This window comes from Bradyrhizobium quebecense (genome assembly GCF_013373795.3).
GTDB classification, from domain to species: Bacteria; Pseudomonadota; Alphaproteobacteria; order Rhizobiales; family Xanthobacteraceae; genus Bradyrhizobium; species Bradyrhizobium quebecense.
Genome location: NZ_CP088023.1, coordinates 97,029 through 119,936 on the forward strand (window position 1 = coordinate 97,029; position 22,908 = coordinate 119,936).

Sequence of the window (22,908 nt, forward strand, 5' to 3'; positions counted from 1 at the left end):
AAAGACCGCCAAAGCCTGCAAATTCGATTGTGGATTGAACGAAGCCGCTGCCGCGGCGTAGGGGGCAAGGTGGCATAGATCGCCTCCTGGCTGAGAGGATGTGGGTGTTGGATCCCACCCCCTCAGACAGGAGTATCGAGATGGCCGATTTGAGCCCTCTTCGCCGCCGCCTGATCGAAGACATGACCGTCCGCAATCTGTCGCCGGCGACGCAAAGATCCTACATCAGCGCGGTTTCGAAGTTCAGCCGCTATTTTGGCCGATCGCCTGACCGGTTAGAGCTGGAAGACGTCCGCGCCTTCCAGGTGCATTTGGTCTCGACCGGCATCTCATGGCCGGCGCTGAACCAGATCGTCTGTGCGCTACGGTTTTTCTACGGCGTCACGCTCGGCGAGGCGCTCATCCCAGAGCGCATTCCCTATGCGCGAGAACCGCGCAAGCTGCCGGTCGTTCTCAGCGCCGACGAAGTGGTTCAGTTTCTTGAAGCGGTATCGAGCCTGAAGAGCCGCGCCGCGCTCACCACCGCCTATGCGGCCGGGCTCAGGGCCTCGGAGGTTGCGGGACTGCGGATCGAAGACATCGACAGCGCCCGCGGCGTCATCCAGGTGCGCCACGGCAAGGGCGCGAAGGATCGCAACGTGATGCTGTCGCCCCAGCTGCTGGGCATCCTGCGCACCTACTGGCGGCTCGCCCGGCCGCGGCTTTATCTGTTCCCTGGTCGTGACGAAGATCATCCGATCGATCAGACCGTGCTGCATGCCGCCTGCCGGTCGGCGGTGAAGGCTGCGGGCCTGACCAAGCAGCGTCACGCTGCACACGCTGCGCCACAGCTTCGCGACACATCTTCTCGAGAACGGAACCGATATCCGGATCATCCAGGTCTTGCTCGGGCACAATAATTTGTCGTCGACAGCGCGCTACACGCAGGTCGCCACCGATACGATCCGAGCGACGCAGAGCCCGCTCGATCGCCTGTCGCTGGAGGTGACGCCACCTGGATGACCCGCAGCGGGATGCGGGTCATGACCCGCTCCGACATCCGCTCCAACAGGCCCGCCATCGAGATTGCCGATATTCTGTGCCGGCATGGCGACGCCTATCGCCGTGTACATGCCGGTCATCTGGGGCGGGTCGAGCGGCGCGTGATGAGCGCGATCGTTGCGTGCCGGACCGAGGCGCTCGGCGGCCACATGCAGGCTTGCGACGACTGCGGCACGACACGCGTTGCCTATAATTCCTGCCGCAATCGGCACTGTCCGAAGTGTCAGGGGAGAGCCCGAGCCGCGTGGCTCGCCGCGCGTCAAGCCGACCTGCTTCCGGTTCCCTATTTCCACGTCGTCTTTACACTTCCCGCACCGATCGCCGCGATCGCTTTCCAGAACAAGGCCGTCGTCTATGCCATCCTGTTCAAGGCTGCCGCCGAGGCGATGACGACGCTCGCCGCCAATCCACGCCGGCTCGGCGGTGCGATCGGCGGCGTCGCCGTCCTCCACACCTGGGGACAGACGCTGATGCATCATCCCCACGTCCATTGCGTCGTTCCGGGTGGCGGCCTCTCGCCCGATGGCGCGCGCTGGACCGCTTGCCGACCGAACTTCTTCCTGGCCGTCAAACCGTTGTCCAGACTATTTCGCACACTTTTTCTCAAACGTCTGTCGGCAGCCTTCAACTCCGGTGCCTTGCGTTTCTTCGGCGATCTCGGAGCTCTGGCCGAGCCGGCTGCCTTTGCGGCCCACCTCGACGCCATGCGACGCATCAACTGGGTTGTTTACGCCAAGCGGCCCTTCGGCGGACCCGCACAGGTCCTGGCCTATCTCGGCCGCTACACCCATCGCGTCGCGATCGCCAACAGCCGGCTCGTCGCACTCGACGACGATCATGTCGCCTTCTCATGGAAGGACTATCGCCAAAACAGCGCGACAAAGATCATGAATCTCAAGCCCGATGAGTTCATTCGCCGTTTCCTGCTTCATACGCTGCCTGACGGCTTCCACCGCATCCGCCACTTCGGCTTCATGGCCAACCGCCATCGCGCTGCCAAGCTCGCCCTTTGCCGCGAACTTCTCGATCATGAGCGAACAGCCCCAAACGATGGCCAGCCGTCGCCTGTGGATTCGGAGGCTCAAACCCGGGCCGAGGTTCCTGCCTGTCCCGATTGTGGTGGCGTCATGCGCATCATTGAGCGCTTTCGACATAGCTTCAGACGCCCCAGCCCTCGAACATCACCGTTCCGATGCGACACATCGTGAGCCAAGTCATGTCGTGCACGACGATCATCATTCGTCATTTCGCTCCCAGCGTCTCGATCATCGCGGACGATGTCGAATCCGTGCTGTCACACTGCGCGACAACAACCGTCCGATGCAGCAAAAGGCCTATCGCGATCTCAGGCGAAGCGCGTCTGATCTCAACTCTTCCAGGATGCGCACTCCTGTGTCTCTGCCTCACGCGCCGAGCCAGCAGATCGGGCATGGCGATCTCGAACAATCCCCATAGCTGCAAAACCGCGAATAGCCTCCCGCGCCTTCGTTCAATCCGGCTTCAATGAGGTCGCGTCATAAGCGCCTGCCGCGCCCTCGCGTGAGCGCGACCTCACAGAACCCTCCAGATTCTCAAATCAGACGGAACGTGATTCAAGGCTTTCTTTTAGGAGAATGCCTTGGGTGTTATGGATCGGCTCGTCCTGAGCGAGCCGCAATGGGACCGTATTTCCGGCTTGATCATCGGTCGGCCGGACCAGCGTGGTTCGACGGGCCGCGACAACCGGATGTTTGTCGAAGGCGTGTTGTGGATCGTTCGAACCGGTTCGCCGTGGCGTGATCTGCCCGAAGCGTTCGGCGAATGGAACAGCGTATTCCGACGCTTCAGCCGGTGGAGCGCCAAGGGGGTCTGGCTGCGAATGTTCGAAGCGCTCGCAGCTGGTGCGGCTCGCAAAGGGAGCCGCCGGCATCAAGCTGCGTCAATCCTATGGGCGGATCGGCAAGTTCGCGCTGATCAAGCACCAGCGCTATGCCCACGCCAAGCAGTTCAAGCGCGCCAATCGAGCCTTGAGGACGCTTGAAGCCGCGCGTCGGTCGGGAACATCACGTTCTTGGGCTGCACCGTGGTGTCGACGATGACGCGATTGAGGTCACTTGGCTTGATCGCCTTGGTCTCGCTCCGTTCCCAAAATCGACTCCCGCCCAATGGCTTGGCAGGTTCTTCACGGCCGACAAATTACTTCGCCGTCGTCGCTATCGCCGCAACTCTGCTCTGGCTAAGGTAACTGTCCACGCAGCCTAGGGCGTACCGGGCAATCCTGCTCCAGTGCGTGCGCTGGATGTTTTTCAATGTCCAGCGGTGCCGCGAAGCCAGGCCTCAAGGCGCTGCCGGTGATCCGCACATCGGGCCCGGAGGCCGGGCGGGCGGCGGCCCTGAGGGCGTAGCGCCTGTTTGTCGACCTTCGCCCCCGCATTCAACGGCGTCAGAGATGAGGCGGTGACTTTTGAGATCGGTTTTGGAGGATGTCAGGCCGCTACTGCGGCTGCGTGGCCTATGGGGCGTGGAGCCAAACGGGGGAGAGCATTCTACCGCGTGGCCGCAAAGCTCAGTGTCCGACCGAAAAATAAGTTGAGTGATATCAGCGAGTTCTGGTTCCATTGGTGTTGCGAAGCATCAAGGGGATCGAGAATGTGGACTGATATCACCCGGGCACAGTTTGCCCGAGAGGAGCTGCGTTTGCCAAGCGACTTGACGGATGCGGAATGGGGCGGGCTGGAGAGGTTGCTTCCTGTGCGGGCCAAGCGCGGGCGGCGCCCGAAATGGAGCTATCGCGACATCGTCGAGGCAGTGCTCTATCTGCTGCGCGGCGGGTTGCCGTGGCGCATGCTGCCGCCCACTCTGTTTCCACCAATGACCACGGTGCAGTACTATTTCTACCAATGGCGCGACAGCGGATTGTGGCAATCGATCAACCACGCACTCCTGATGCTGGCGCGCGAGGCGATCGGCCGGGAGGCCTCGCCGGGCCCGCCCTGGAGCCGCGGCTCACTTTCCGCGGCACCGATGTTGTGGAGGTGCTGGAAAGGGTTTGCAACGAAGTGGGCTTCCCGGCGACGATCCGCGTCGACCAAGGCAGCGAGTTCGTGTCGCGTGGCGTCGACCTCTGGGCTTACCAGCGCGGCGTCACGCTGGACTTCTCACGCCCGGGCAAAACGACCGACAATGCTTATATTGAGGCGTTCAATGGCCGCTTCCGGGCCGAATGCCTCAATGCCCATTGGTTCCTGTCGCTTGCGGACGCCCAAGAAAAAGTGGAGACTTGGCGCAGATACTATAACGAAGAACCGCCCCACGGCGCGATCGGCAATCGACGGCCGATTTTGCTGCACAACCACGTCGGCGCCACCAGCCCGCCAACGTGACAGAGGCGCAAAAATCTAGTTCTGGGTGGTCCAAAGTTCGGTCTCGCTACACAAAAGCCCGAGACTGTAACTACCACTGGATGAAAACTCGGTGGCAATGATATACCTCAATCATCTTAGTAGAGGGGCACGGTGAAATTCGATACCGACTCAGAGAACGTCAGACCGCTACTCCGGCTGCGCGTCTTTGGCGCAATGGAGGCTTGGCGCTGGACAGGTGAGAGCGTGCTGCCGCGCGGCCGCAAAGCGCAGGCAATCCTAGCCTATCTCGCCATGTGCGGAGACTCCACAGTCCCGCGGCGCCGGCTTGCCAGGTTGCTCTGGAGCACGCGCTGGCACGAACAGGCACGAGCCAGTCTCCGGCAAAGCCTAATGGAGCTGAAGCGAGGCATCGCGATCGCCCCAGAGTTGCTTTGCATCGAAAAAGACCGCGTATCCTTGCAGACCAACAGGGTCTGGATCGATGGGATCGGCAGACCCGTCCAAGCTCACCGGTCAACATTCCCGCCTCAGCAGGAGCCCGACACATTTCTGGAGTCGCTGCGTGGCGTCGACACGGCATTCGACCGGTGGATCGACAGACAGCTGGCGATTTTCGCACAATCGGATGACATAATCAGTCGTCCGTTAAGAAGCCGATTGCAGCGAAGAGTGGTCGCTGATGGCAGCGATAAGGGTGGCCAGGAAGATGGGCCAAAGAACTCTCTGAAATGGACCCCGATTTTGGGACCACGTGCTTAGTTGGAACGGGCCGCTCCGTTTGATAGACGGAGGGCATGATGACGAAGACGAGGCGTAAGATCGACGCAGCACTGAAGGCGTCGTCCGTGAAGAACCTGAACTTCAGTTCGGAACGAGCTGCAGCCAGCGGAGGAGGCGCCGGAAGTTGTAGCCGGCGGCGGAGAGGACGGCATTGGTGGCATCTCCTTCGCGGTGCCAAAGATAGCCCGTCTTATTCGCGAGAGGGCGCCTGAGAGGCTGGCGAGCGTGGTGTAAAGCGCTGATGCGGCGTAGGATTCGGTTGCGAAGCCAACCCCATCACCTTCAGCCGCGAACACCACGCCCGCCATGACCGATGATACGATTCTGCCCTTCTCGTTTCCAGCCGTTCACGCCAAGAAAGTCACAGCTGCCTTGGATGGCGGTCGGCTGACCTCGAACGGGGGCGTGATGCTTCTGGCGATGGCCGAGCGGCGTCTCGGTTTGGCCAACAATTTGGCCCGGGTGTTCCCGGATCGGCGCGATCCGACGCGGGTCGTGCACAGCCTTGTCGATATGTTCCGCGCGCGCATGTTCGCGATCTGCTGCGGCTACGAGGACGCCGACGACCTCGATCATCTGCGGTCCGATCCCGCATTCAAGCTGGCCTGCGGACGGCTGCCGGACAGCGGTCGCGATCTGTGTTCCCAACCGACGCTGTCGCGCCTGGAGAATGCTCCGCGCCTGCGCGACGTGATCCGACTGACCTACACTTTGGTCGACGCATGGATGGATAGCTACCCGCGCGAGCCGGCATCCGTCACGCTCGACATCGATGATACCTGCGATGTCGTCCACGGCCATCAGCAGCTCTCGCTGTTCAACGCTCATTATGACGAACGCTGCTTCCTGCCGATCCACGTCTACGACACGGAGAAGAGCCGGCCCGTGGCGGTCGTGCTGCGGCCCGGCAAGACGCCTGGCGGGGTCGAGGTGCGTGCCCATCTGCGCCGCCTGATACGGCATATCCGGACGCGGTGGCACAAGACGCGAATTACGTTCCGTGGCGACGGGCACTATGCTCGGCCGGAGGCCATGACGTGGTGCGAGAACAACGGCATCGACTACATCTTCGGTCTGTCCGGTACCAAGCCTCTCGCCAGAAAAGTCGACGAGGTCGCCGACAACATTCGCACGCGACGCGCCATCGAGAACCTGCCTGTTCTGCGCGGCTATACCGAGACGCGCCACAAGGCAAAGTCCTGGGATCACGAACGGCGCACTGTCGCCCGTATTGAGGCGACGATGCTCGGCCTCGACATCCGCTTCGTCGTCACCAGCCTCGATGTCGGCTCGGCCGAGTGGATCTACGACAGCCTGTATTGCGCGCGCGGCCAAGCCGAAAATCTGATCAAGCTGCATAAGACGCAGCTCGCCTCCGATCGCACCAGTTGCCGTTCGGCGCTCGCCAACCAGGTCCGTCTCGTTCTCCACACCGCCGCTTATTGGTTGATGCTTACCGTGCGCGGCGCCATTCCCAAAGTCCGCGAATTGGCCACTGCCGAGTTCGCGACGCTGCGTCTTCGTCTCTTGAAAATCGCAGCCCGGGTCGTCGAAACCGCGAGCCGCATTCGCCTTGCGTTCGCCGCGGCATGCCCCGAAGCCGACCTCTTCCGCAGCAAGCCCGGCGCGCTGCTCCCGCTCGGCCCGTAACCGACCGGGCCTGCGCCGCTCACCCGCCCCACTCCTCCAACGCGTACAAAAACAGCTTGATGTAGAACCCGGTGACAAAAGGCCGGACGGTCACCCACGCCAGCCGCCAGCCCCCGTCAGACGTCAAGAACGACCGTGCTCACGTGAATAGATCGGGCTAAACATTTCCAGCTGACATCAGGCTTACGTCATCTCGAAAACTTTCGTTCACCCACGGTGAAACCCCAGATTGCGCTCGGCTATAGGGCGGGCCGCATGGCCCCTCCTCCGCCAACGGTCAGTCGGTTATAAGCTCGAGAACGACCACGTCGTAATCCATGAGGAGCGCGAGGTCGGCCGGATCAGGCTGGCGACTGAGCGAAGCCCGGCGTTTCGGACCTCTGGCTTGAAGGATGGAGGAGCATGTGCCTGGTGTCTGACCGCGATCCGGTCGGCCGGCTGCCCCCCTAGAGTAGGTAGGAGCCCGATCCAATGTTGATGCTATACCGTCAAACGTCGTTAGCGTTTCGGGCTGGACTCCGTGGAGCATCAGGATCTGACGATGTCTAAAGAGACTGCCAACTTGCGCGCCGAAGTTAAGAAGCGCATTGCCCAGATCGAAAGTATGACGCTAGTCCAGATTCAACGGGTCATGACGGATTGTATATCCGAGCGGTCTGCTGGCAGGATGACGGCATGTGAGGGCAATGCGTTGCGCCACGCGCTGAACAAACGGGTCGGCATTCTCGGACGAGACCTTGTCGCGACGCGGGAGAGCTAAAGCGACAGTGAGAGGCCGCGATCCCGAAGCCCGCGACGCCCAAGGAAAGAACTCAGAGGTGCGTGGCATATTCGAACAACCCACACTTCCGTTCTTATTCAATCCCGGCTCGCATTTGTATTGGCCTTGCGGTCTTAAGCGCCGTCCTGCTGGTCGGGATAATGGTGACGCACGTCGGGCCGTAAGGCTGCTCCCCGTATCCTCACTTGGTTGATTGGGGATTTGCTGTGATGCCGTTCTGCCGCTGGAGACGAATAGGAGTGAGCCATGACTCGCCGCATTACCTGCATTACCAGGCTGCCTAACCATAAAGACCGCCATCGGCGTATTCAAGCAGTCGGTGGTTCAGGATGGCAAGACTTGGAAGAAACAGCCATTGCAAACGTCAGACGCGACAAAAGCTCTTATGAGGTCACTGAGCAGGGCAAGACGGTCAAGGTGACCGTCAAAAAACACGATGGTCGCGAGTACCTCAAGACCGCGAACGATCGTTTTCTTCCCGACAATCTTCTGAGTCTTCCGGATTGCCCGTGACCAGCATGTCGGCTCTCGCGCGCCGGCCGGAGGGCATTTTCGTTTCAGACTTCGAGCAAGGCGAGATGGCCCCGACCTCTTCAGGAAAGCTTGCGAGTTTGGATTTGAAGGTCTGGTATCGAAGCGTTCGGATCGGCCATACCGCGTCGGCGGCCCTAGCGGCCGATCCGAATCAAATATTCGTTGAACATCGGCACGGTGAACGCCGTATCACCATGAGCCGGGCTATACACCATTCCCTTTTTTATCAGGGAGCTTCTAACTGGAGCAACGCTTTCGACCGGAACTCCGAGTTCGGTTGCGATATCGCCTGAGCGATGAGCTCCCGGCCCAAGCGCTGCCATGGCAAACATGTAATCCTTCTCGCGAGGCGAAACGCGATCGAATCTCACACGGAAGAAGCTGTCGTCGAGGTTAGACCTCGCTGCTTCGCTAGCTGCCTTTACATCTTTAGTTGTGATTTTACCGGAGCCGGCTTTGGCCGCATTCCAAGAGTGGTATCCCCACTCCTGAAGAAAATATGGATATCCGCGTGTTAGCTGGACCGCCAGTTTGAGCGCCTGAGGATGCCAGTCGACGCCCTCTCGCTTTGCGGGTTCCTTCAAAGCGCTTGCGGCATCTTTTTCGTTCAGTGCGTCCACCTCTGGGTAGTCAAAGAGACGCTCAGCGTATGATTTTGCTTTGCCCGCAAGGCCGACCAACTGAGGCAAGCCCGCACCGATCACGATTAGGGGTAACTGTTTCTGCGAAATGCGATGAACGGCCATAATGAGAGCGCTGAACTCAGTCTCTTTGATGTATTGAAGCTCGTCGATGATTATCGCTACCGCAGTATTCCTTGCTTTAGCAGCGGCGCCAATTACCTCGAAGAGATCAGCCAGGTCTGTGTCGAGGTCCCCACTGTCGCCGGTACCTTTCTCTGCGTCGATGTCCAAACCAATTTCCACCTCGCCCACCGTAACCTTAACCGCTTTGGCAAATGACTTCAGCACCATCATTCCGCGCTTTACCGCGACGGTGACTTTTTCCTTGGTGTCGAGTTGGAACAGAATCTTTCGCAAGCATGGGATTAGAAGCTCCGGCAGAGACTTGCCTTCTGGCGCCTCAATCACCGTAGCGGTGTAGCCATCATCCTCAGCGATCTGGGCAATTCGATTCAGCAGAACTGTCTTTCCGACGCCCCGGAGCCCGACCAACATAAAGCTCTTCGCATGTCGCCCCGCTTTAACACGAGCAAGTGTTGTTTCGGTCCGGCTGACAATCTCGCTACGACCGGCAAGCTCGGGCGGCTGGCTCCCGGCACCTGGAGCATATGGGTTCGCAACTGGGTCCACTTTAGCTTTCTTAAACAAATTATGGGCAAATGAGCTAAGTTGCATAAGGGGCTTGGGTCAACCCGACTAAAGGGTAACTTACAAATCTATAGCGATCTTATGCTGGAATCCGATAAGTTTCATAAGATCGGTCAACCTAGTTTAAGATTCTAGTGAGGCCTACGATTCGTCCGACTATGAGCAGGGCGAGATCGGCCCGGACCTATTCCGCAAGGTCTGCGAATTCGGCGACCGTCAATTGAGCCATCTCACACTGGCCTAATTTTGTCTTTCAGCTTACGATTGATGAGCATTTCAGCGCGGCGCTTTGCCAACTCTGGCAGGCGCGTTCTCACGGTGCTCCGCGTTTTTGAATCGTCGAGATGAATGACGATCTCGAACTGATCCTCATAGCGGCGGATCACGTCGAACGAAACGCCCCTATGGGTGAAAGTCTTCGGCATTGGTAGGGGCTAACAAATGCCGCGCGCCAGTTGCACCGGAAAGCTACGGGAATTCGTCCCGCTGCAGGAATGCCCCTATGCCTGCGACACCCAGCCGCTCAGGATGCACTGCCTCGACCCAACCCTCTTGTGGCGCCCGATCACCTCTCCTCGGTCTAAGGTCCGAGGTGGGCGGCAAGCCCCAACTAAGGGGGGCTCGGGCTGCCCGGGCTTATCGTTCTTCCTACGCCGCGACGCCCTGGGCGGCGCTCGCCGCATGCAGCATCAGTCGCTCAAGCTTTTGGCCACGGTCACAACGCCCGTTGATGGATTGACTGCAAATCGCCCATTGGAGTCATCGACCATTTCCCAAACAACCGTGCCTTCGTAGGCGGCATTAATCGCCAGCGTTCCAAGCACGTCGCCAATTTCGGCGTCTGCAGCGATCTCGCTGTTGGACAGCGTTATGCAACTCGCGGGGAGAATAATCTGGATGGGTCCGCCGGCCGACATTTCCGGCACCATGAAGTCTAGTGAAGTTGAGATACCCATGTTTGACCTTTCGAGATTCTCTCATTGAGGCAGGCGCAGCGCCGTGAAACGCGTCGGCATTCCGATTGAGATGGCCGGGGACACGAATGCCGCGCGAACACCGGAAATATCCCGGCTTGCCTCTTCGATGGAGCGGAGCACGATCTCAACTAACGTATCGGCGCACGGCAAACGATCAGGAGGCCGCGATGAAAGCAACCGCTCAAGCTGACGCTGAACCTCTGATGCAAGGCTGAAACTGAAACGCGGATCAGCTAACAACTCTGCCAGAATGTGGCCCTCGTGGCTCACTTGCCCGCACCAGTGACCAGGGTAATAGCCGCGCGCACGTTGTTCTTGGTGACGTGGGAGAGCGTGCCATTGCCGATCTGCTTCGTCAGAAGCGCGACGACTTTGGCCTCGAGGTTCTGCACGCCAGCCGTGTCGCGGTCGCCGGCCGCACAGCGGATCATTGCCTTGTCAGATTTGGAAAGCTCGATCACGCCGCCGTCCTCTCAGTTCGGATTCCGTTGCTCGCTGCATAGTCGTCGTAACTGGCGAAGAAGACGCCGGTCTCCAGCTCTTCTGGCGTCGCCTCGCGTGTTACCTTCCGGTCGAGGTCAACCACGACAGTGCGGTTGCCCTCCTTGCTGAGCCAAGCTATGCCTGGAAGAAGCAACTGCTGGACCAGGCGGCGCGGGCCTTTGATGCGGGTGTCGGGCGCGAGAGCGAGGAAACGCGCGAACGCGAGATCGAGAAGCTGCACGCCAAGATTGGACAACTGACGGTCGAGCGCGATTTTTTAGCGCGGAGGTCCGGAAGATGAGCACGCCGGACCGTCGAGGAATGCTCGATCGCGCCGACAAGGCGCTGTCGATCCCGTCGGCAATGCTTGTTGCTTGGCATCGCGCGCTCCGGGGTCTACCGGCCGCCCCGGCCGGCTAACGACAACGACCTTGCCCTGATGCGGCGGATCGACGAGCTGTTCATCGCCTGGCCGTTCCTGGGCTCGCGGCGAATGACCGCAATGCTGAAGGCTGAGGGGCTTCAGGTCAATAGCAAGCGCGTGCAGCGGTTGATGCGCAAGATGGGCATCGCGGCGCTGGGACCGAAGCCGAACACGACGAAGCCGGCGCCGGGCCACAAGATCTATCCTTATCTGTTGCGCAACATGACGATCGACCGGCCGAACCAGGTGTGGGCCGCCGACATCACGTATCTGCCCATCGGCCGTGGCTTTTTTATCTCGTCGCCATCATCGACTGGGCGAGCCGTGCGGTTCTGGCGTGGCGGTTATCGAACACGATGGACGTCTCGTTCTGCGTGGCGGCTCTGGAAGAGGCGCTGGCGAAGTACGGCAGGCCGGAGATTTTCAATGCCGACCAAGGCAGCCAGTTCACCAGCGCGGCCTTCACCGGCGCGTTGGCGGGCGCAGGGATCAAGATCTCCATGGATGGCCGCGGTCGTTGGATGGACAACGTCTTCATCGAGCGGCTGTGGCGGTCGCTCAAGCATGAGGACATCTATCTCAAGGGCTATGCCGACGGCCGCGAGGCCAAGGCAGGGATCGCGAGCTGATCGCCTTCTACAACGATCGTCGCCTTCATCAGGCGCTCGGCTATCGCACGCCGATGGCGGTCTGGCGCGAACGGATGCAGGCCGCGAAGGCTGTGGACATGGTGGACAACGCTGACGCGTTGACCACATGCCCATCTGTGGACGCCCCCGGGGATGCAAGAAGAATCTTTCGTCAAGCGCTGCGCTGTAGTCGGGGGCTGACATCTGTCCGGCCTTTAATGCGACCGTCATTTGTCGCGGGCCCGTATGGGAGTTCGCGGATCAGGTCCAAATCACAGCGGCGTGCTTAGATAGCACTTGGGCATGTACTGGTTTTCCCAACCCCGTCTCTCGACTGTTGCGCCATACCTTCCGTTTGACCTTCCTACATCTCGACGACCTCTGACCGGACGGCTATGCCGCCACAGCCGGAGCTTTATAGACCCCACCGTTGGCCATCAGAGCCCAGACGACGCGGGCCATCTTGTTTGCAAGAGCGGTGGCTACCAGCATAGGTGGCTTGCGGGCAACCATGCGCCCGAGCCACGATGACGGTGAAGTGCCTCGCCGCCGTGCCTGCTGCACGACCGCAGTCGCGCCGATGATAAGTAACCGTCGCAACGTTCGCTCCCCCATTTTCGACGTCGCACCCAGCTTCTGTTTGCCGCCCGTGGAGCGCTGCAACGGGGTCAACCCCAGCCATGCGGCGAAGTCGCGTCCGCACCGGAAGCTTCCGGCGGCAGGCGCAAGGGCAAGCAACGCCGTCGCCGTCATTGGTCCCACGCCTGGGATTGTCATTAAACGGCGGGCATCTTTTTCTTTTCGGGCGCGATGGGTGATCTCGCTGTCGAGTTTCTTGATCTGCATTTCCAGCGTCACCATCGTCTTGATCAATATGTCGAGTACGAACCGTGCCGCTTCGGGCACATTTGTTTTTGGATCCATTGCGCGCTCGACAAGCTCTCCGACATGGGCCGTTCCCTTTGCCATGATCACCCCGTATTCGGCGAGATGACCACGCAAAGCATTGATCGCCTGGGTCCGCTGCCGGATCAGCAAGTCGCGGGTCCGAAACACCACCGCGCTCGCTTGCTGCTCTTCACTCTTGACGGGAACGAAACGCATGGTCGGCCTCTGCGCTGCTTCACAGATCGCCTCTGCATCGGCCATGTCGTTCTTCTGCCGCTTGACGAAGGGCTTCACGTAAGCCGGTGGGATCAGCCGCACTTCATGGCCGAGCTTGCCAATCTCACGAGCCCAGTAATGCGCGCCCGAGCAGGCTTCCATCGCCACGAGGCAAGCCGGCTGCTCGGCAAAGAATGCCAGCAGCTTATTCCGGCGCAGCTGTTTGCGAAAAACGACCTTTCCGGTGGCATCGGCTCCATGGTCTTGAAAGACATACTTCGCTAAATCTAGTCCAATCGTGCTAACTTCGTTCACGGACGCTTCCTCTCTCGTGATGGCTGTTCAACACCCTTCACTTTGGCACATCGATGCCGTCGAGGGGGCGTCCACCCCATCACAGCAGCAACAGCAGCAGACAGTGTCTCTGGCAGCGTGATAGGAAGTAATCAGGAGCGGTCAGTTTCCAACTAACAAACCGGCTCAAGCGGCCCCGCTCCGCGGGTCCATTTCATTTCTTTATCTCGTTGCCATCATCGACTGGGCGAGCCGTGCAGTGCTAGCGTGGCGTATCTCCAATACAATGGATACCTCGTTCTGCCTCGCTGCGCTCGACGACGCTCTGGCACGGTATGGCAGGCCGGAGATATTCAACACCGACCAAGGCAGCCAATTCACGAGTGCGGCCTTCACCGGCGCGTTGGCGGGCGCAGGGATCAAGATCTCAATGGATGGCCGCGGTCGTTGGATGGACAATGTCTTCATCGAGCGGCTGTGGCGCTCGCTCAAGCATGAGGACATCTATCTCAAGGGCTATGCCAACGGTCGCGAGGCCAGGGCAGGAATCGCAAACTGGATCGCCTTCTACAACGGTCGCCGCCTTCATCAGGCACTCGGCTATCGCGCGCCGATGGCGGTCTGGCGCGGACGGATGCAGGCTGCGAAGGCTGTGGACATGATGGACAACGCTGACGCGTTGACCACATGCCACAGCAACAGCAACAGCAGCAGACAGGGTTTCTCGCAGCGTGATAGAAACGGATCAGGAGCGGTCAGTTTCCAACTAACAAACCGGCTCAAGTGGTCCCGCTCCGCGGGTCCATTTCACAAATGACCCTCGGCCGGCAGAACATCACCGTAGCGCGACCCAACGGCAGCCCGGACGTCTTTCGCCTGGCTGGTTTTTTCCGTGATGACGATCTGATCAACCACGACGGGCTCGCGAGACATAAACTTGAATGCGCGAACATATAGTGGACAAACTAATTTTACAAGCCGTCCTTTGACTCGTCGCGCCTCGCAGCAAGGATGACGAATATCCTGCCGGTGTGAATCGACCGGCTCATTGACGATTTCCTCTGACGTACCCGCGAACCTGTTCCTTGTAACCGCCACGAGTGAAGTCGCGCACGCGCACTGCTGTCCACCCAAGCTCCGCCATCAAGGTCGCAAGGTGACGGTATTTGCCGGCGGTACGCTCGCGCTGCGGGACCTCCAGGATATTCGGCAGACTCAATCGCACTTGTAGGCGGAACGATCGTCGGCAAACTGGGGTCGATAATAACTGCTGATGGTAGATCCTAAGCTAAACGCTGAGGCTCGATCGGGGTTTTCTTTTTACCGCCGGTTCGCTTTTAACTGCCGCTGCGAGATCCTAGCGCCCGGTTTGGGTCATCTTCGCCGCGAAGCCCTTCCCAAGGCCTGAGGATGATCTGCTTGGCAAGTTCGCTGTAGAGTTCACAAATCTTCTGTGACTCAGCCACAAAGTTTGCATAAGCCTGCCTTGCGAATTCGGTCTGAACCTCAATCGCCTTATCGAACGACCGCGCAGCCATGAGCTTCTCGACAAAGGACCCGGTCTCCTCGAGCGACCTCTTGGTATAGTCTCTGTAGGCATTCGTGATAGTTTGAATACTGACTGGCCAGTTGTCCGCCGGTGTGACTGCGCCGATTGGGGGAGCATCCGTCGGTGCGACTTCGCCGATCAAGGGCACATCCGCCGGGGCGGGTGCGCCGCTTGAGGGAGGCTCCGCCGGCGCAGTTCCGCCGTTCGTGACGGTGTCAATTGACGCGACCATTGCGCCGATTCGATCCTCACCCCGCTGGGCGAGCTTCGGGCTCTGCTGTTGATCATCAGGTTTCTGGTTTCGCTGGTCCGCCTTCCGGCTGCGCTGGCGTGGCTTACCGCGCGGCTTATCTTTGTGGGTCGTCGCCATTGCTGAACTCCGCTGTTCTGCATCCAACCAGACGCCAAGATACTCCGCCATGTTTGCGATGAAATCGCGGTTTTGCCTTGTTCGTTACGCGGCGTTGGTGTGGTGAAGGAACTCTGAATGGAATGCGGGCGGACCTGACGCGCTCCATGGCAGTGGAGATCGTTTATTTTTTCTTCGCCTTCAACTCCGACAGTCCCGTGGCTAACTGCGTACGAAATCGGGCGACGTCTCGAAGTAGTGCATCGCGCTCCGGGGTCGGAGCAAGCTTGCGCGCGGTGGATTCTAGAGCATGTTGTTTTTTGCCGGAATCGGGATTGAACGAAGCCGCTGCCGCGGCGTAGGGGGCAAGGTGGCATAGATCGCCTCCTGGCTGAGAGGATGTGGGTGTTGGAGCCCACCCCCTCAGACAGGAGTATCGAGATGGCCGATTTGACCCCGCGCGGGTTGATCGTGGAAGATCCGGGGGTGGACCAGGACGCCATCGCACCCGCTTCGAGGAGCGCTTCTCCGCGGACCGAATGGCGCGCGAGTATGAAAGCGCGTACCGCGGATTGATTTCTGCCGCCGCCGGGAACTCGGCTGCGGCGTTCGCGGCGCCAAACGCTGAACGTCGGCGCGAGACGAGGCCGGCCGACGAACTGCCAGCGTCTAACCGATTTTTCGCTGCCCCCTTGAAAATAGCTCCTGAACATCCACATAAAATCCCTACGCCATCCCGATGGATGGTGAAAATGGATGCTTTCATGGTCGACAATGTGCGCGAGCTGCGACCTCGGATCCCCGATACAGAGAAGATCACGATCAACCTTGGCTATGTCGATCTGGGTCAGGTCGATCTGATGGTGCAGGAAGGGTTCTATTCGAACCGCACGGATTTCATCCGGACGGCCATCCGCAACCAGCTCGAACGCCACGCGGACGTCGTGAAGCAGTCGACGGTCCGAAAGGGCTTGGACTTGGGCGTGCGGAACTACAGCCGCGAGGATCTCGAAGCGGCGCGGCGCGCCGGCGAGATGCTGCACATCAACGTGCTGGGTCTCGCGACCATCGCCCAGGACGTCACCCCCGAGCTGGCCGGCGCCACCATTGCTTCGGTCTCGGTGCTCGGTGCCCTTCACGCCACTCCCGCGGTCAAGGCCGCCCTCTCCGACAGAACAAGGTGAATGCGATGCTGAGCCAGAACTTGATTTCCGAGGCCACGCGCCTCACGCTTACGGGCCAACTGGTCGAGGCCACCGCGCTCCTGCAGCGCATGCTCCGCGGCGAGTCGCCAGAACCGTCCCATGCTCGTGTCTCGCCAGCTCGGCTCGAGCCGCCGACCATCGACGTGAAGGCCAGCATCGTCGAGGAGAAGGAAAGCCGACGAACCACCCGGGTTTCTCCCGCTCCTTTGCAAAGCTTCGATCGCTTGAAAGACTTCCCCGGACTCAACCTGCGTGGTCCGATGACCCGCGCTCCGCCTGCCACGACGGATATCGCGCCCCAAGGCACGAGATTCATCGCAGGCACTTTCCGCAGCGCGAATGGAAGCCGGAATTACAAGCTGTTCGTCCCAAGCCGCTCCCAAGAAAAGCCGCTTCCTCTGGTCGTCATGCTTCACGGCTGCACCCAGTCGCCGGACGAATTCGCGGCCGGGACCCGGATGAATTTCCTGGCGGAAGAGCGAAATTGCTTCGTGGTCTATCCGGAGCAGCCCAGCGGAGCCAACCAGGCGAAATGCTGGAATTGGTTTCGCGCGGGCGACCAGCACCGGGACGGCGGGGAGCCTTCGCTGATCGCGGGCATCACTCGCCAGGTCATGCGGGACTATCCGATCGATCCGAAGCGGGTCTACGTCGCAGGTCTGTCGGCCGGCGGGGCGCTCGCCGCCATCATGGCAGCGACCCACGCCGATCTGTACGCGGCCGTCGGGATCCATTCCGGCCTCGCCTGCGGGGCGGCAAGCGATCTTCCCTCCGCGTTCGTCGCCATGCGGCAGGGAGGCGGGTCTGAAATTGCCGATGGTGGACCGCCAGTGCCGACCATCGTTTTCCATGGCGATCGCGACACCACGGTGCATCCGAACAACGGCGACCGGATTGTCGAGCAGTCCATCAAGGCGGCAGGTTTGAAAGCGAAGGTGAGCGACGGACGAGTGCCCCATGGGCACGCCTACACCCGCACGAACCTGACCGATCCGAGAGGGCGGGCCATCTCCGAGCATTGGAACGTTCACGGCGCCGGCCACGCCTGGTCGGGAGGCAGTCCCGCCGGCTCCTACACCGATCCCCGCGGGCCGGACGCGACGAGGGAGATGCTGCGCTTCTTCCTTGAGCATTCGCTCCCGGGTTAGTCGGGCTTCACAAAGCGCTCAGGTCGTCCGGCACGTCGCCGAACTCGCCGGTCGCCGGATCCCCGCTGCGGCTGAACGCGATCGCGCCGACGCAGCCGGGCTTGCGCGAGAGCGCCTCCGCCCGCATGACGGCCGCATTGGCGCTCAGGTCTCCACCGCTTCGCCGGCCGCTACCCCGTCGTCTGCCAGGAAGCGCGACCTAGCAGTTTACTGAAAAATCCAAGGAATTGGGCGTTTGTTCTGTCGCGGGTGCCATTGTTGGGATGATTTGTTTGAGAGTTTGAAGCGCTTTGGTGGTCTGGACGCCAAGTTGGCTACGCTGCAACCAGTTTGGGGATGAGGATCAGGTTGTAGGCGAGCCGCCAATTGCGACGTTGAAGACGCGACCTCCGCCCCCTGCGGGCCTTCCCAATTCCCCGAATCACCATTCCGGCGTGCCGTGCCCACCCCGGCAGATCGAGACAGGTGCTCGTGTCGGTTGCTACCTGTCCCACGCTGCCTTCCCCGAATCTCAGGCGGGTTGGCATCTGCAATTTCACTTTCGATATCTGCTCAGGCTTTCCTCACGTTACGGCCCAATGGATGCTCAACCGCCCTCGGCGGCCTTTGCTCAGACAAGCCGCTTGCCAGCTACCAGATCAAACCTACTGTCTGGGTGGCACCTTCCTCCATTGGTGATCCGCGCCGTTGGGCACACTGAGAATTGCGAGTTACCCGAGTCCTTGCAGCACCAGCTGGTTCAGCCTCGCCTGCGCGGCGGCGATCAGGGTGAGACTCCAGCGACAATCAAGGTGAGACTGCGCCGATGGGGACGGACCGAAGGGAGGGCGCAGCCCGACCGGAGGACCGTCCCCATCGGCGTCGCGCGTTTTTGGACCCGTCTGGCGGCCGGGTGCGGCTGGTGCAAGCTGTTGATTCGTCTCGACAAGAGGGAATCGATGCCTTGCCTGGCCTCCACATCACCGACCACCAGATGAGGCTGTACATGACGTACCGACTGACACTGTCCCCCGAGGCCGCCGCGGCCAAGGCGGGGTTCTCGAAGGCAAGCGCGTATCGAATCGAGGGCGATTGTCGCCCGCCATCGCAGAAGAAGACGCCGAGGGGCCGGCGCCGGTCCGATCCGCTCGGGCAGTATTGGGACGCCGAGATCGTTCCGATCCTGAAGGCTGCGCCCGGCATCCGCGTGATCGGCGTGCTGGACGAGCTGCGCCGACGGCATCATGACTTGAACCCGAACATCCGCCGCACGCTGGAGCGGCGCATCAACGCCTGGCGGGCGCTCAACGGCCCCGAACAGGACGTGATCTTCCGCCAGCAGCACGAGCCCGGCCGCCTGGGTCTGTCCGACTTCACCGACGTGAGCGCGCTCGGTATTACCATCGCGGGTGAGCCGCTCGATCACCGGCTCTATCACTTCCGGTTGGCGTTCTCCGGCTTCGAGCATGTCCATGTCGTGCTCGGCGGCGAAAGCTTCGTCGCCCTGGCGGAGGGCTTGCAGAACGCGCTGTGGGCGCTTGGCGGCGTGCCGCGGGAGCATCGCAGCGACAGCCTGTCGGCAGCATTCCGCAATCTGGCCGCCGACGCACGGGGGGATCTGACGCAGCGCTACGCCGGGCTGATGGGCCACTATGGCATGGCGCCAACGCGCAACAATGCGGGCATCGCACATGAGAACGGCTCGATCGAGAGCGCGCACGGCCATCTCAAGCGGGCACTGGAAGATGCGCTGTTGCTGCGGGGGACGCGCGAGTTCGCCAGTCTCGATGCGTACCGGGCTTTTGTCGACGAGATTGTCGGCCGGCGCAACGCCAACCTCGCCAAGCCGATCGCGCTCGAGAAGGAGGCCTTGGCGCCGCTGCCAAAAGGCCGCACGACCGACTTCGAGGAGAAAGTGATCCCGGTGACGTCGTCAGGCGGCTTCATCCTGCGGCGCGTGTTCTACACCGTGCCTTCAAGATTGATCGGCCATCGCCTGCGTGTGCGCATCTTCGACGACCGGCTCGAATGCTTCCTTGGCGTCACGCCGGTCGTGACGCTGCGGCGCGGTCGGCCTATGTCCGAGAGCCAGGGCGGTCATGTCGTGGATTACCGGCACGTCATCCATGCCCTGCGGCGCAAGCCGATGGCGCTCCTCAATCTCGTTTATCGCGACCAACTCTTCCCGCGTACAGCTTACAAACGTCTGTTCGAGACCTTGCGGGAGCATGGTGATGACCGGCGCGCCTGCAAGGTGACGGTCGAGCTTCTGGCGCTGGCTCACGAGCGCGCCTGCGAAGCAGAACTCGCCGAGGTGATCGCGATGGATCTGGACCCGATCTTGCCGCGCTGCGCGGCCGCTTCCGACCCGAGGCGGCCTCGATCCCACGTGTCGCCGTGTCGCCGTCCAGCTGGTGCCGCTCGACGTCTACGATGAACTCGCCTCCGTCAGCGTCATGTCGGGCCGCTCGAACCTGGGAGAGGCAGCATGACCGGTATCGCTACCTCCGTCGATGCCGCCCGTGTCGAGCTGCTTCTCAATGAGCTCCGCCTGCCGGGCGTCAAGGCGATCTGGCCGAAGCTCGCCGCACAGTCGGACAAGGAAGGGTGGCCTGCCGCCCGCTTCCTCGCCGCCCTTGCCGAGCACGAGGCGGCCGATCGCACCCGCCGTCGGATCGAGCGACACATGGTGGAAGCGCGTTTGCCCGCCGGCAAGACGCTCGCCACCTTCGACTTCGAAAGCGTGCCGATGCTATCAAAGGCACAGGCGATGGCGCTCGCCGCTGGCGACGCCTGGTTGAAGGCCGGCGCCAATTTGCTCTTGTTCGGTCCACCGGGCGGCGGCAAGACCCATCTCGGCACGGCGATCGGCCTGGCTCTCGTCGAGAACGGTTGGCGCGTTCTCTTCGCGCGCACCACTGATCTGGTGCAACGGCTGCAGGTCGCGCGGCGCGAGCTGGCGCTGGAGTCCGCGATCGCCAAACTCGATCGCTATGACCTCCTGATCCTCGACGACATCACATATGTGAGCAAGGATCAGGCGGAAACCAGTGTGCTGTTCGAGTTGATCGCCGCCCGCTACGAACGACGCTCGCTGCTGATCACGGCCAATCAGCCATTTGGCGAATGGGGGCGTATCTTCCCGGACCAGGCAATGACGTTGGCTGCCATCGATCGTTTGGTCCACCACGCCACGATCCTCGAGATGAACGTCGAAAGTTACCGTCGAAAAGTTGCCCTCGATCGCAAGCGCGGTCCAGGCCGGCCACCTGTTCACACGACCCCCAACGAACTCGACAAGACTGTGATTGACGCTGGCAGCGCCGCTTGATTGTCGCGCAGCGTCAATCAACGCTTGCCAAGTAGGCGGCCAGCGTCAATTATCTCCTGACTCGGCCGCCTCGTCTCATCTTGATTGACGCGCCGCTCTCATCCTGATTGTCGCGCTATACTCGCCGCGAACGCAGCCGGGTCTTCCGGCAACTCGCTGTCGAGGATCTGCGCCTGCTCGAGCAGTAGCAGGCTGAGGTCGTCGACGACCTCTGAGCTAGCCTGGGCCCTGGTGATCGCCGTCACCAGCGGATGGCGCAGGTTGATCTCGAGGATCGGCTTGGTCCGCATGCCGCGGTTCTGCTGCGACAGGATGCGATCGAGCTCGCGGCTCGGCCCCTGGCTGTCGGCAACGAGGCAGGAGGCCGAGCTGGTGAGGCGCGTCGAGGCCTTGACGTCGCTAACGCGCTCGCCGAGCGCGGCCTTGATCACGGCGATGGTGGCGGCTTCGTCGGCGGCCGGCTCGTCCTTTTTCGCCTCGTCCGCCTCGTCGACACGCGGGATCAGGTCGAGATTGAGATCGCCCTGGCTCAGCGACTTCAGCGGCTTGCCCTCGAACTCCGAGGGCATCGAGGTCCAGAAGGCGTCGACGGGATCGGACAGCAGCAGCACCTCGATGCCGCGCGCGGTCGCAGCTTCCAGCCGCGGATTGGACTTCAGCCGCTCGATGCTGTCGCCGACGAGATAATAGATCTCGGTCTGGTTCGGCTTGAAATCGGCGATGACCTGCTTCAGCGACCGCTTCTCGCCCGACGTGGTGGTGAAGCGCGACAACGCGAGCAGCTTTTCGCGACGCTCGAAATCCTCATAGATGCCTTCCTTCAGCACCGCGCCGAAGGCGTCCCAGATCTTGGCAAAGTTCTCCGGATCCTTCTCGGCGAGGCTTTCGAGCTCGGACACGACACGCGTCGCCACGGCTTTGCGGATCTGTGCGAGCTGCGGATTGTTCTGGAGCATCTCGCGGGAGATGTTGAGCGGGAGATCCTCGCTGTCGACCACGCCGCGGATGAAGCGGAGGTACCCCGGCAGCAGATCGGCATCATCGGTGATGAAGACGCGGCGGACGTAAAGCTTCACCCGGCCCTTCCGGTTCGGCTCGAACAGGTCGAACGGTTTCGTCGACGGCGCGAACAGCAGCACGGCGTAGGAATAGCGGCCCTCGGCGCGGTAGTGCAGCGTCATCGCGGGATCGTCGAAGGCGGAGTTGATCTGCTGATAGGCCTTCTTGTAGTCCTCCGCCGTCAGCTCGGATTTCGAGCGCTGCCACAGCGCGCTCGCCGAATTGATCTGGCGCGGTTCGCCCTCACCGGGCACGAGCTCAATGGGAAACAGGATGTTGTCGGAATAGGCACCGACGATGCGCTCGATCTCGTAGGTCTCGAGATATTTCTTCGCGTCGTCCTTCAGGTGCAGGACGATCTCGGTGCCGCGCACCACACGTGCCGCGTCCTCGTCGCTGGCCCGGGCGATCTCGAATCCGGAGCCGCCGGACGAGGTCCAGGTCCAGACATCGCTCTCGCCGGCGCGGCGGCTGATCACGACGATCTTGTCGGCGACCATGGCCATAGGCGCGGAATGTCGGCCAGACGTATTGCCTCAGGAAGTAATGTTACCCGGGATGAAGGTCTCGCAACTGCGGACCGCTCAGCGACTGACGAATCTGATCTCGGTATTCTGCATTGTGAGCTGGCGCATTTTTTGGATGACGATGCTTAATCGTTCAGCGCCAAATGCCTCACCGGAGTTTGTGCTGACCAAAGGTGAAATCCAATTGCTTGATCGGCTCGTCAAAGACAAGATTCCAGTCAGCGCACAACGAAAGACATTGTCGCATTATCTCATCAAGATCGCCAGGCTCGGCGGCTACCTCGCCCGTGCCAACGATCCGCCACCAGGGAATCTGATCATGTGGCGCGGATTGTCGCGAGTCATCGATATCGCAACGGGAGCGACACTCTGACTCAAAAATGTGGGTA

At 61.1% G+C, this 22,908-nt stretch carries 15 protein-coding genes and 10 pseudogenes; 16 read left to right on the plus strand and 9 right to left on the minus strand.

The features are described 5' to 3' along the window. Nucleotides 1-140: 140 nt before the first annotated feature. The 9 genes and pseudogenes from HU230_RS41850 (at nt 141) to HU230_RS41890 (ending at nt 8,109) form a co-directional block, all read left to right on the plus strand. Nucleotides 141-1,002 (plus strand): annotated as a pseudogene (locus tag HU230_RS41850) (tyrosine-type recombinase/integrase). Nucleotides 1,003-1,022: 20 nt separating this feature from the next. Beyond that, on the plus strand, nt 1,023-2,249 hold the full coding sequence (locus tag HU230_RS41855) for an IS91 family transposase (RefSeq protein ID WP_176528572.1): 1,227 nt from the start codon (nt 1,023-1,025) through the stop codon (nt 2,247-2,249). Nucleotides 2,250-2,659: 410 nt separating this feature from the next. Further along, a pseudogene (locus HU230_RS41860) lies at nt 2,660-2,917 on the plus strand (transposase); the annotation flags it as partial. Then, nucleotides 2,910-3,059: pseudogene (locus tag HU230_RS41865) on the plus strand (IS5/IS1182 family transposase); the annotation flags it as partial. The pseudogenes HU230_RS41860 and HU230_RS41865, both read left to right, overlap by 8 nt. A gap of 610 nt (nt 3,060-3,669) precedes the next feature. After that, a pseudogene (locus HU230_RS41870) lies at nt 3,670-4,005 on the plus strand (transposase); the annotation flags it as partial. Between the two features lie 2 nt (nt 4,006-4,007). Continuing rightward, a pseudogene (locus HU230_RS41875) lies at nt 4,008-4,403 on the plus strand (integrase core domain-containing protein); the annotation flags it as partial. A 1,068-nt stretch (nt 4,404-5,471) separates the two neighbouring features. Then, nucleotides 5,472-6,815 (plus strand): IS1380 family transposase, encoded by a 1,344-nt coding sequence (locus HU230_RS41880; protein ID WP_176535456.1) that lies wholly within the window; start codon nt 5,472-5,474, stop codon nt 6,813-6,815. 541 nt (nt 6,816-7,356) lie between these two features. Beyond that, nucleotides 7,357-7,575: a hypothetical protein gene (locus HU230_RS41885; protein ID WP_176535457.1), complete on the plus strand. Its 219-nt coding sequence runs from the start codon at nt 7,357-7,359 to the stop codon at nt 7,573-7,575. Between the two features lie 267 nt (nt 7,576-7,842). Further along, nucleotides 7,843-8,109, plus strand: a complete 267-nt coding sequence (locus HU230_RS41890; RefSeq protein ID WP_176535459.1) for a DUF3892 domain-containing protein — start codon at nt 7,843-7,845, stop codon at nt 8,107-8,109. Nucleotides 8,110-8,264: 155 nt separating this feature from the next. Here the strand turns inward: HU230_RS41890 and HU230_RS41895 are convergent, their stop codons facing one another. The 5 genes from HU230_RS41895 to HU230_RS41915 form a co-directional block, all read right to left on the minus strand. Further along, a complete protein-coding gene (locus HU230_RS41895; protein ID WP_210284700.1) occupies nt 8,265-9,488 on the minus strand; it encodes an AAA family ATPase in 1,224 nt (407 codons plus the stop codon). Between the two features lie 662 nt (nt 9,489-10,150). After that, nucleotides 10,151-10,417, minus strand: a complete 267-nt coding sequence (locus HU230_RS41900; RefSeq protein ID WP_176535463.1) for a hypothetical protein — start codon at nt 10,415-10,417, stop codon at nt 10,151-10,153. A gap of 21 nt (nt 10,418-10,438) precedes the next feature. After that, nucleotides 10,439-10,708, minus strand: coding sequence for a hypothetical protein (locus HU230_RS41905; RefSeq protein ID WP_176535465.1), 270 nt, complete (start codon nt 10,706-10,708; stop codon nt 10,439-10,441). Then, entirely contained in the window at nt 10,705-10,899 is a 195-nt protein-coding gene (locus HU230_RS41910) for a hypothetical protein (protein WP_176535466.1), read from the minus strand. Before HU230_RS41910 ends, HU230_RS41905 begins: the two co-directional genes overlap by 4 nt. Continuing rightward, nucleotides 10,896-11,177 carry a hypothetical protein gene (locus tag HU230_RS41915; RefSeq protein WP_176535468.1) on the minus strand — a complete coding sequence of 94 codons (282 nt, stop codon included), beginning with the start codon at nt 11,175-11,177 and terminating at the stop codon, nt 10,896-10,898. Before HU230_RS41915 ends, HU230_RS41910 begins: the two co-directional genes overlap by 4 nt. 183 nt (nt 11,178-11,360) lie before the next feature. On the opposite strand from HU230_RS41915, the pseudogene HU230_RS44330 reads away from it, so the two are divergent. Beyond that, nucleotides 11,361-12,039: pseudogene (locus HU230_RS44330) on the plus strand (IS3 family transposase); the annotation flags it as partial. Between the two features lie 328 nt (nt 12,040-12,367). Here HU230_RS44330 and HU230_RS41925 read toward each other — a convergent pair. Then, a complete protein-coding gene (locus HU230_RS41925) occupies nt 12,368-13,393 on the minus strand; it encodes an IS110 family RNA-guided transposase (protein ID WP_176535471.1) in 1,026 nt (341 codons plus the stop codon). 196 nt (nt 13,394-13,589) lie between these two features. Between HU230_RS41925 and HU230_RS41930 the strand changes: the two are divergent. Then, nucleotides 13,590-13,997 (plus strand): annotated as a pseudogene (locus HU230_RS41930) (DDE-type integrase/transposase/recombinase); the annotation flags it as partial. A 712-nt stretch (nt 13,998-14,709) separates the two neighbouring features. Here HU230_RS41930 and HU230_RS44335 read toward each other — a convergent pair. Further along, the gene (locus HU230_RS44335; protein ID WP_420840931.1) at nt 14,710-15,291 is read right to left on the minus strand and encodes a phasin family protein; all 582 of its coding nucleotides are present in this window, start codon (nt 15,289-15,291) and stop codon (nt 14,710-14,712) included. A 743-nt stretch (nt 15,292-16,034) separates the two neighbouring features. Between HU230_RS44335 and HU230_RS41940 the strand changes: the two genes are divergently transcribed. Together HU230_RS41940 and HU230_RS41945 are read left to right on the plus strand one after the other, a co-directional pair. Next, nucleotides 16,035-16,454, plus strand: coding sequence for a CopG family transcriptional regulator (locus HU230_RS41940; RefSeq protein WP_029084654.1), 420 nt, complete (start codon nt 16,035-16,037; stop codon nt 16,452-16,454). A gap of 5 nt (nt 16,455-16,459) precedes the next feature. Further along, complete coding sequence (locus HU230_RS41945; RefSeq protein WP_176535475.1) at nt 16,460-17,623, plus strand: extracellular catalytic domain type 1 short-chain-length polyhydroxyalkanoate depolymerase; 1,164 nt, start codon at nt 16,460-16,462, stop codon at nt 17,621-17,623. A gap of 7 nt (nt 17,624-17,630) precedes the next feature. Here HU230_RS41945 and HU230_RS41950 read toward each other — a convergent pair. Then, a pseudogene (locus tag HU230_RS41950) lies at nt 17,631-17,812 on the minus strand (hypothetical protein). 754 nt (nt 17,813-18,566) lie between these two features. Between HU230_RS41950 and istA the strand changes: the two are divergent. Continuing rightward, nucleotides 18,567-20,005 (plus strand): annotated as a pseudogene (istA, locus tag HU230_RS41955) (IS21 family transposase); the annotation flags it as partial. An 85-nt stretch (nt 20,006-20,090) separates the two neighbouring features. Next, nucleotides 20,091-20,933: an IS21-like element helper ATPase IstB gene (istB, locus tag HU230_RS41960; RefSeq protein ID WP_176535476.1), complete on the plus strand. Its 843-nt coding sequence runs from the start codon at nt 20,091-20,093 to the stop codon at nt 20,931-20,933. A 98-nt stretch (nt 20,934-21,031) separates the two neighbouring features. On the opposite strand, the pseudogene htpG reads toward istB, so the two are convergent. Next, nucleotides 21,032-22,492: pseudogene (gene htpG, locus HU230_RS41965) on the minus strand (molecular chaperone HtpG); the annotation flags it as partial. Nucleotides 22,493-22,550: 58 nt separating this feature from the next. Between htpG and HU230_RS41970 the strand changes: the two are divergent. Then, entirely contained in the window at nt 22,551-22,892 is a 342-nt protein-coding gene (locus HU230_RS41970) for an IS4 family transposase (RefSeq protein WP_224581103.1), read from the plus strand. Nucleotides 22,893-22,908: the final 16 nt, after the last annotated feature.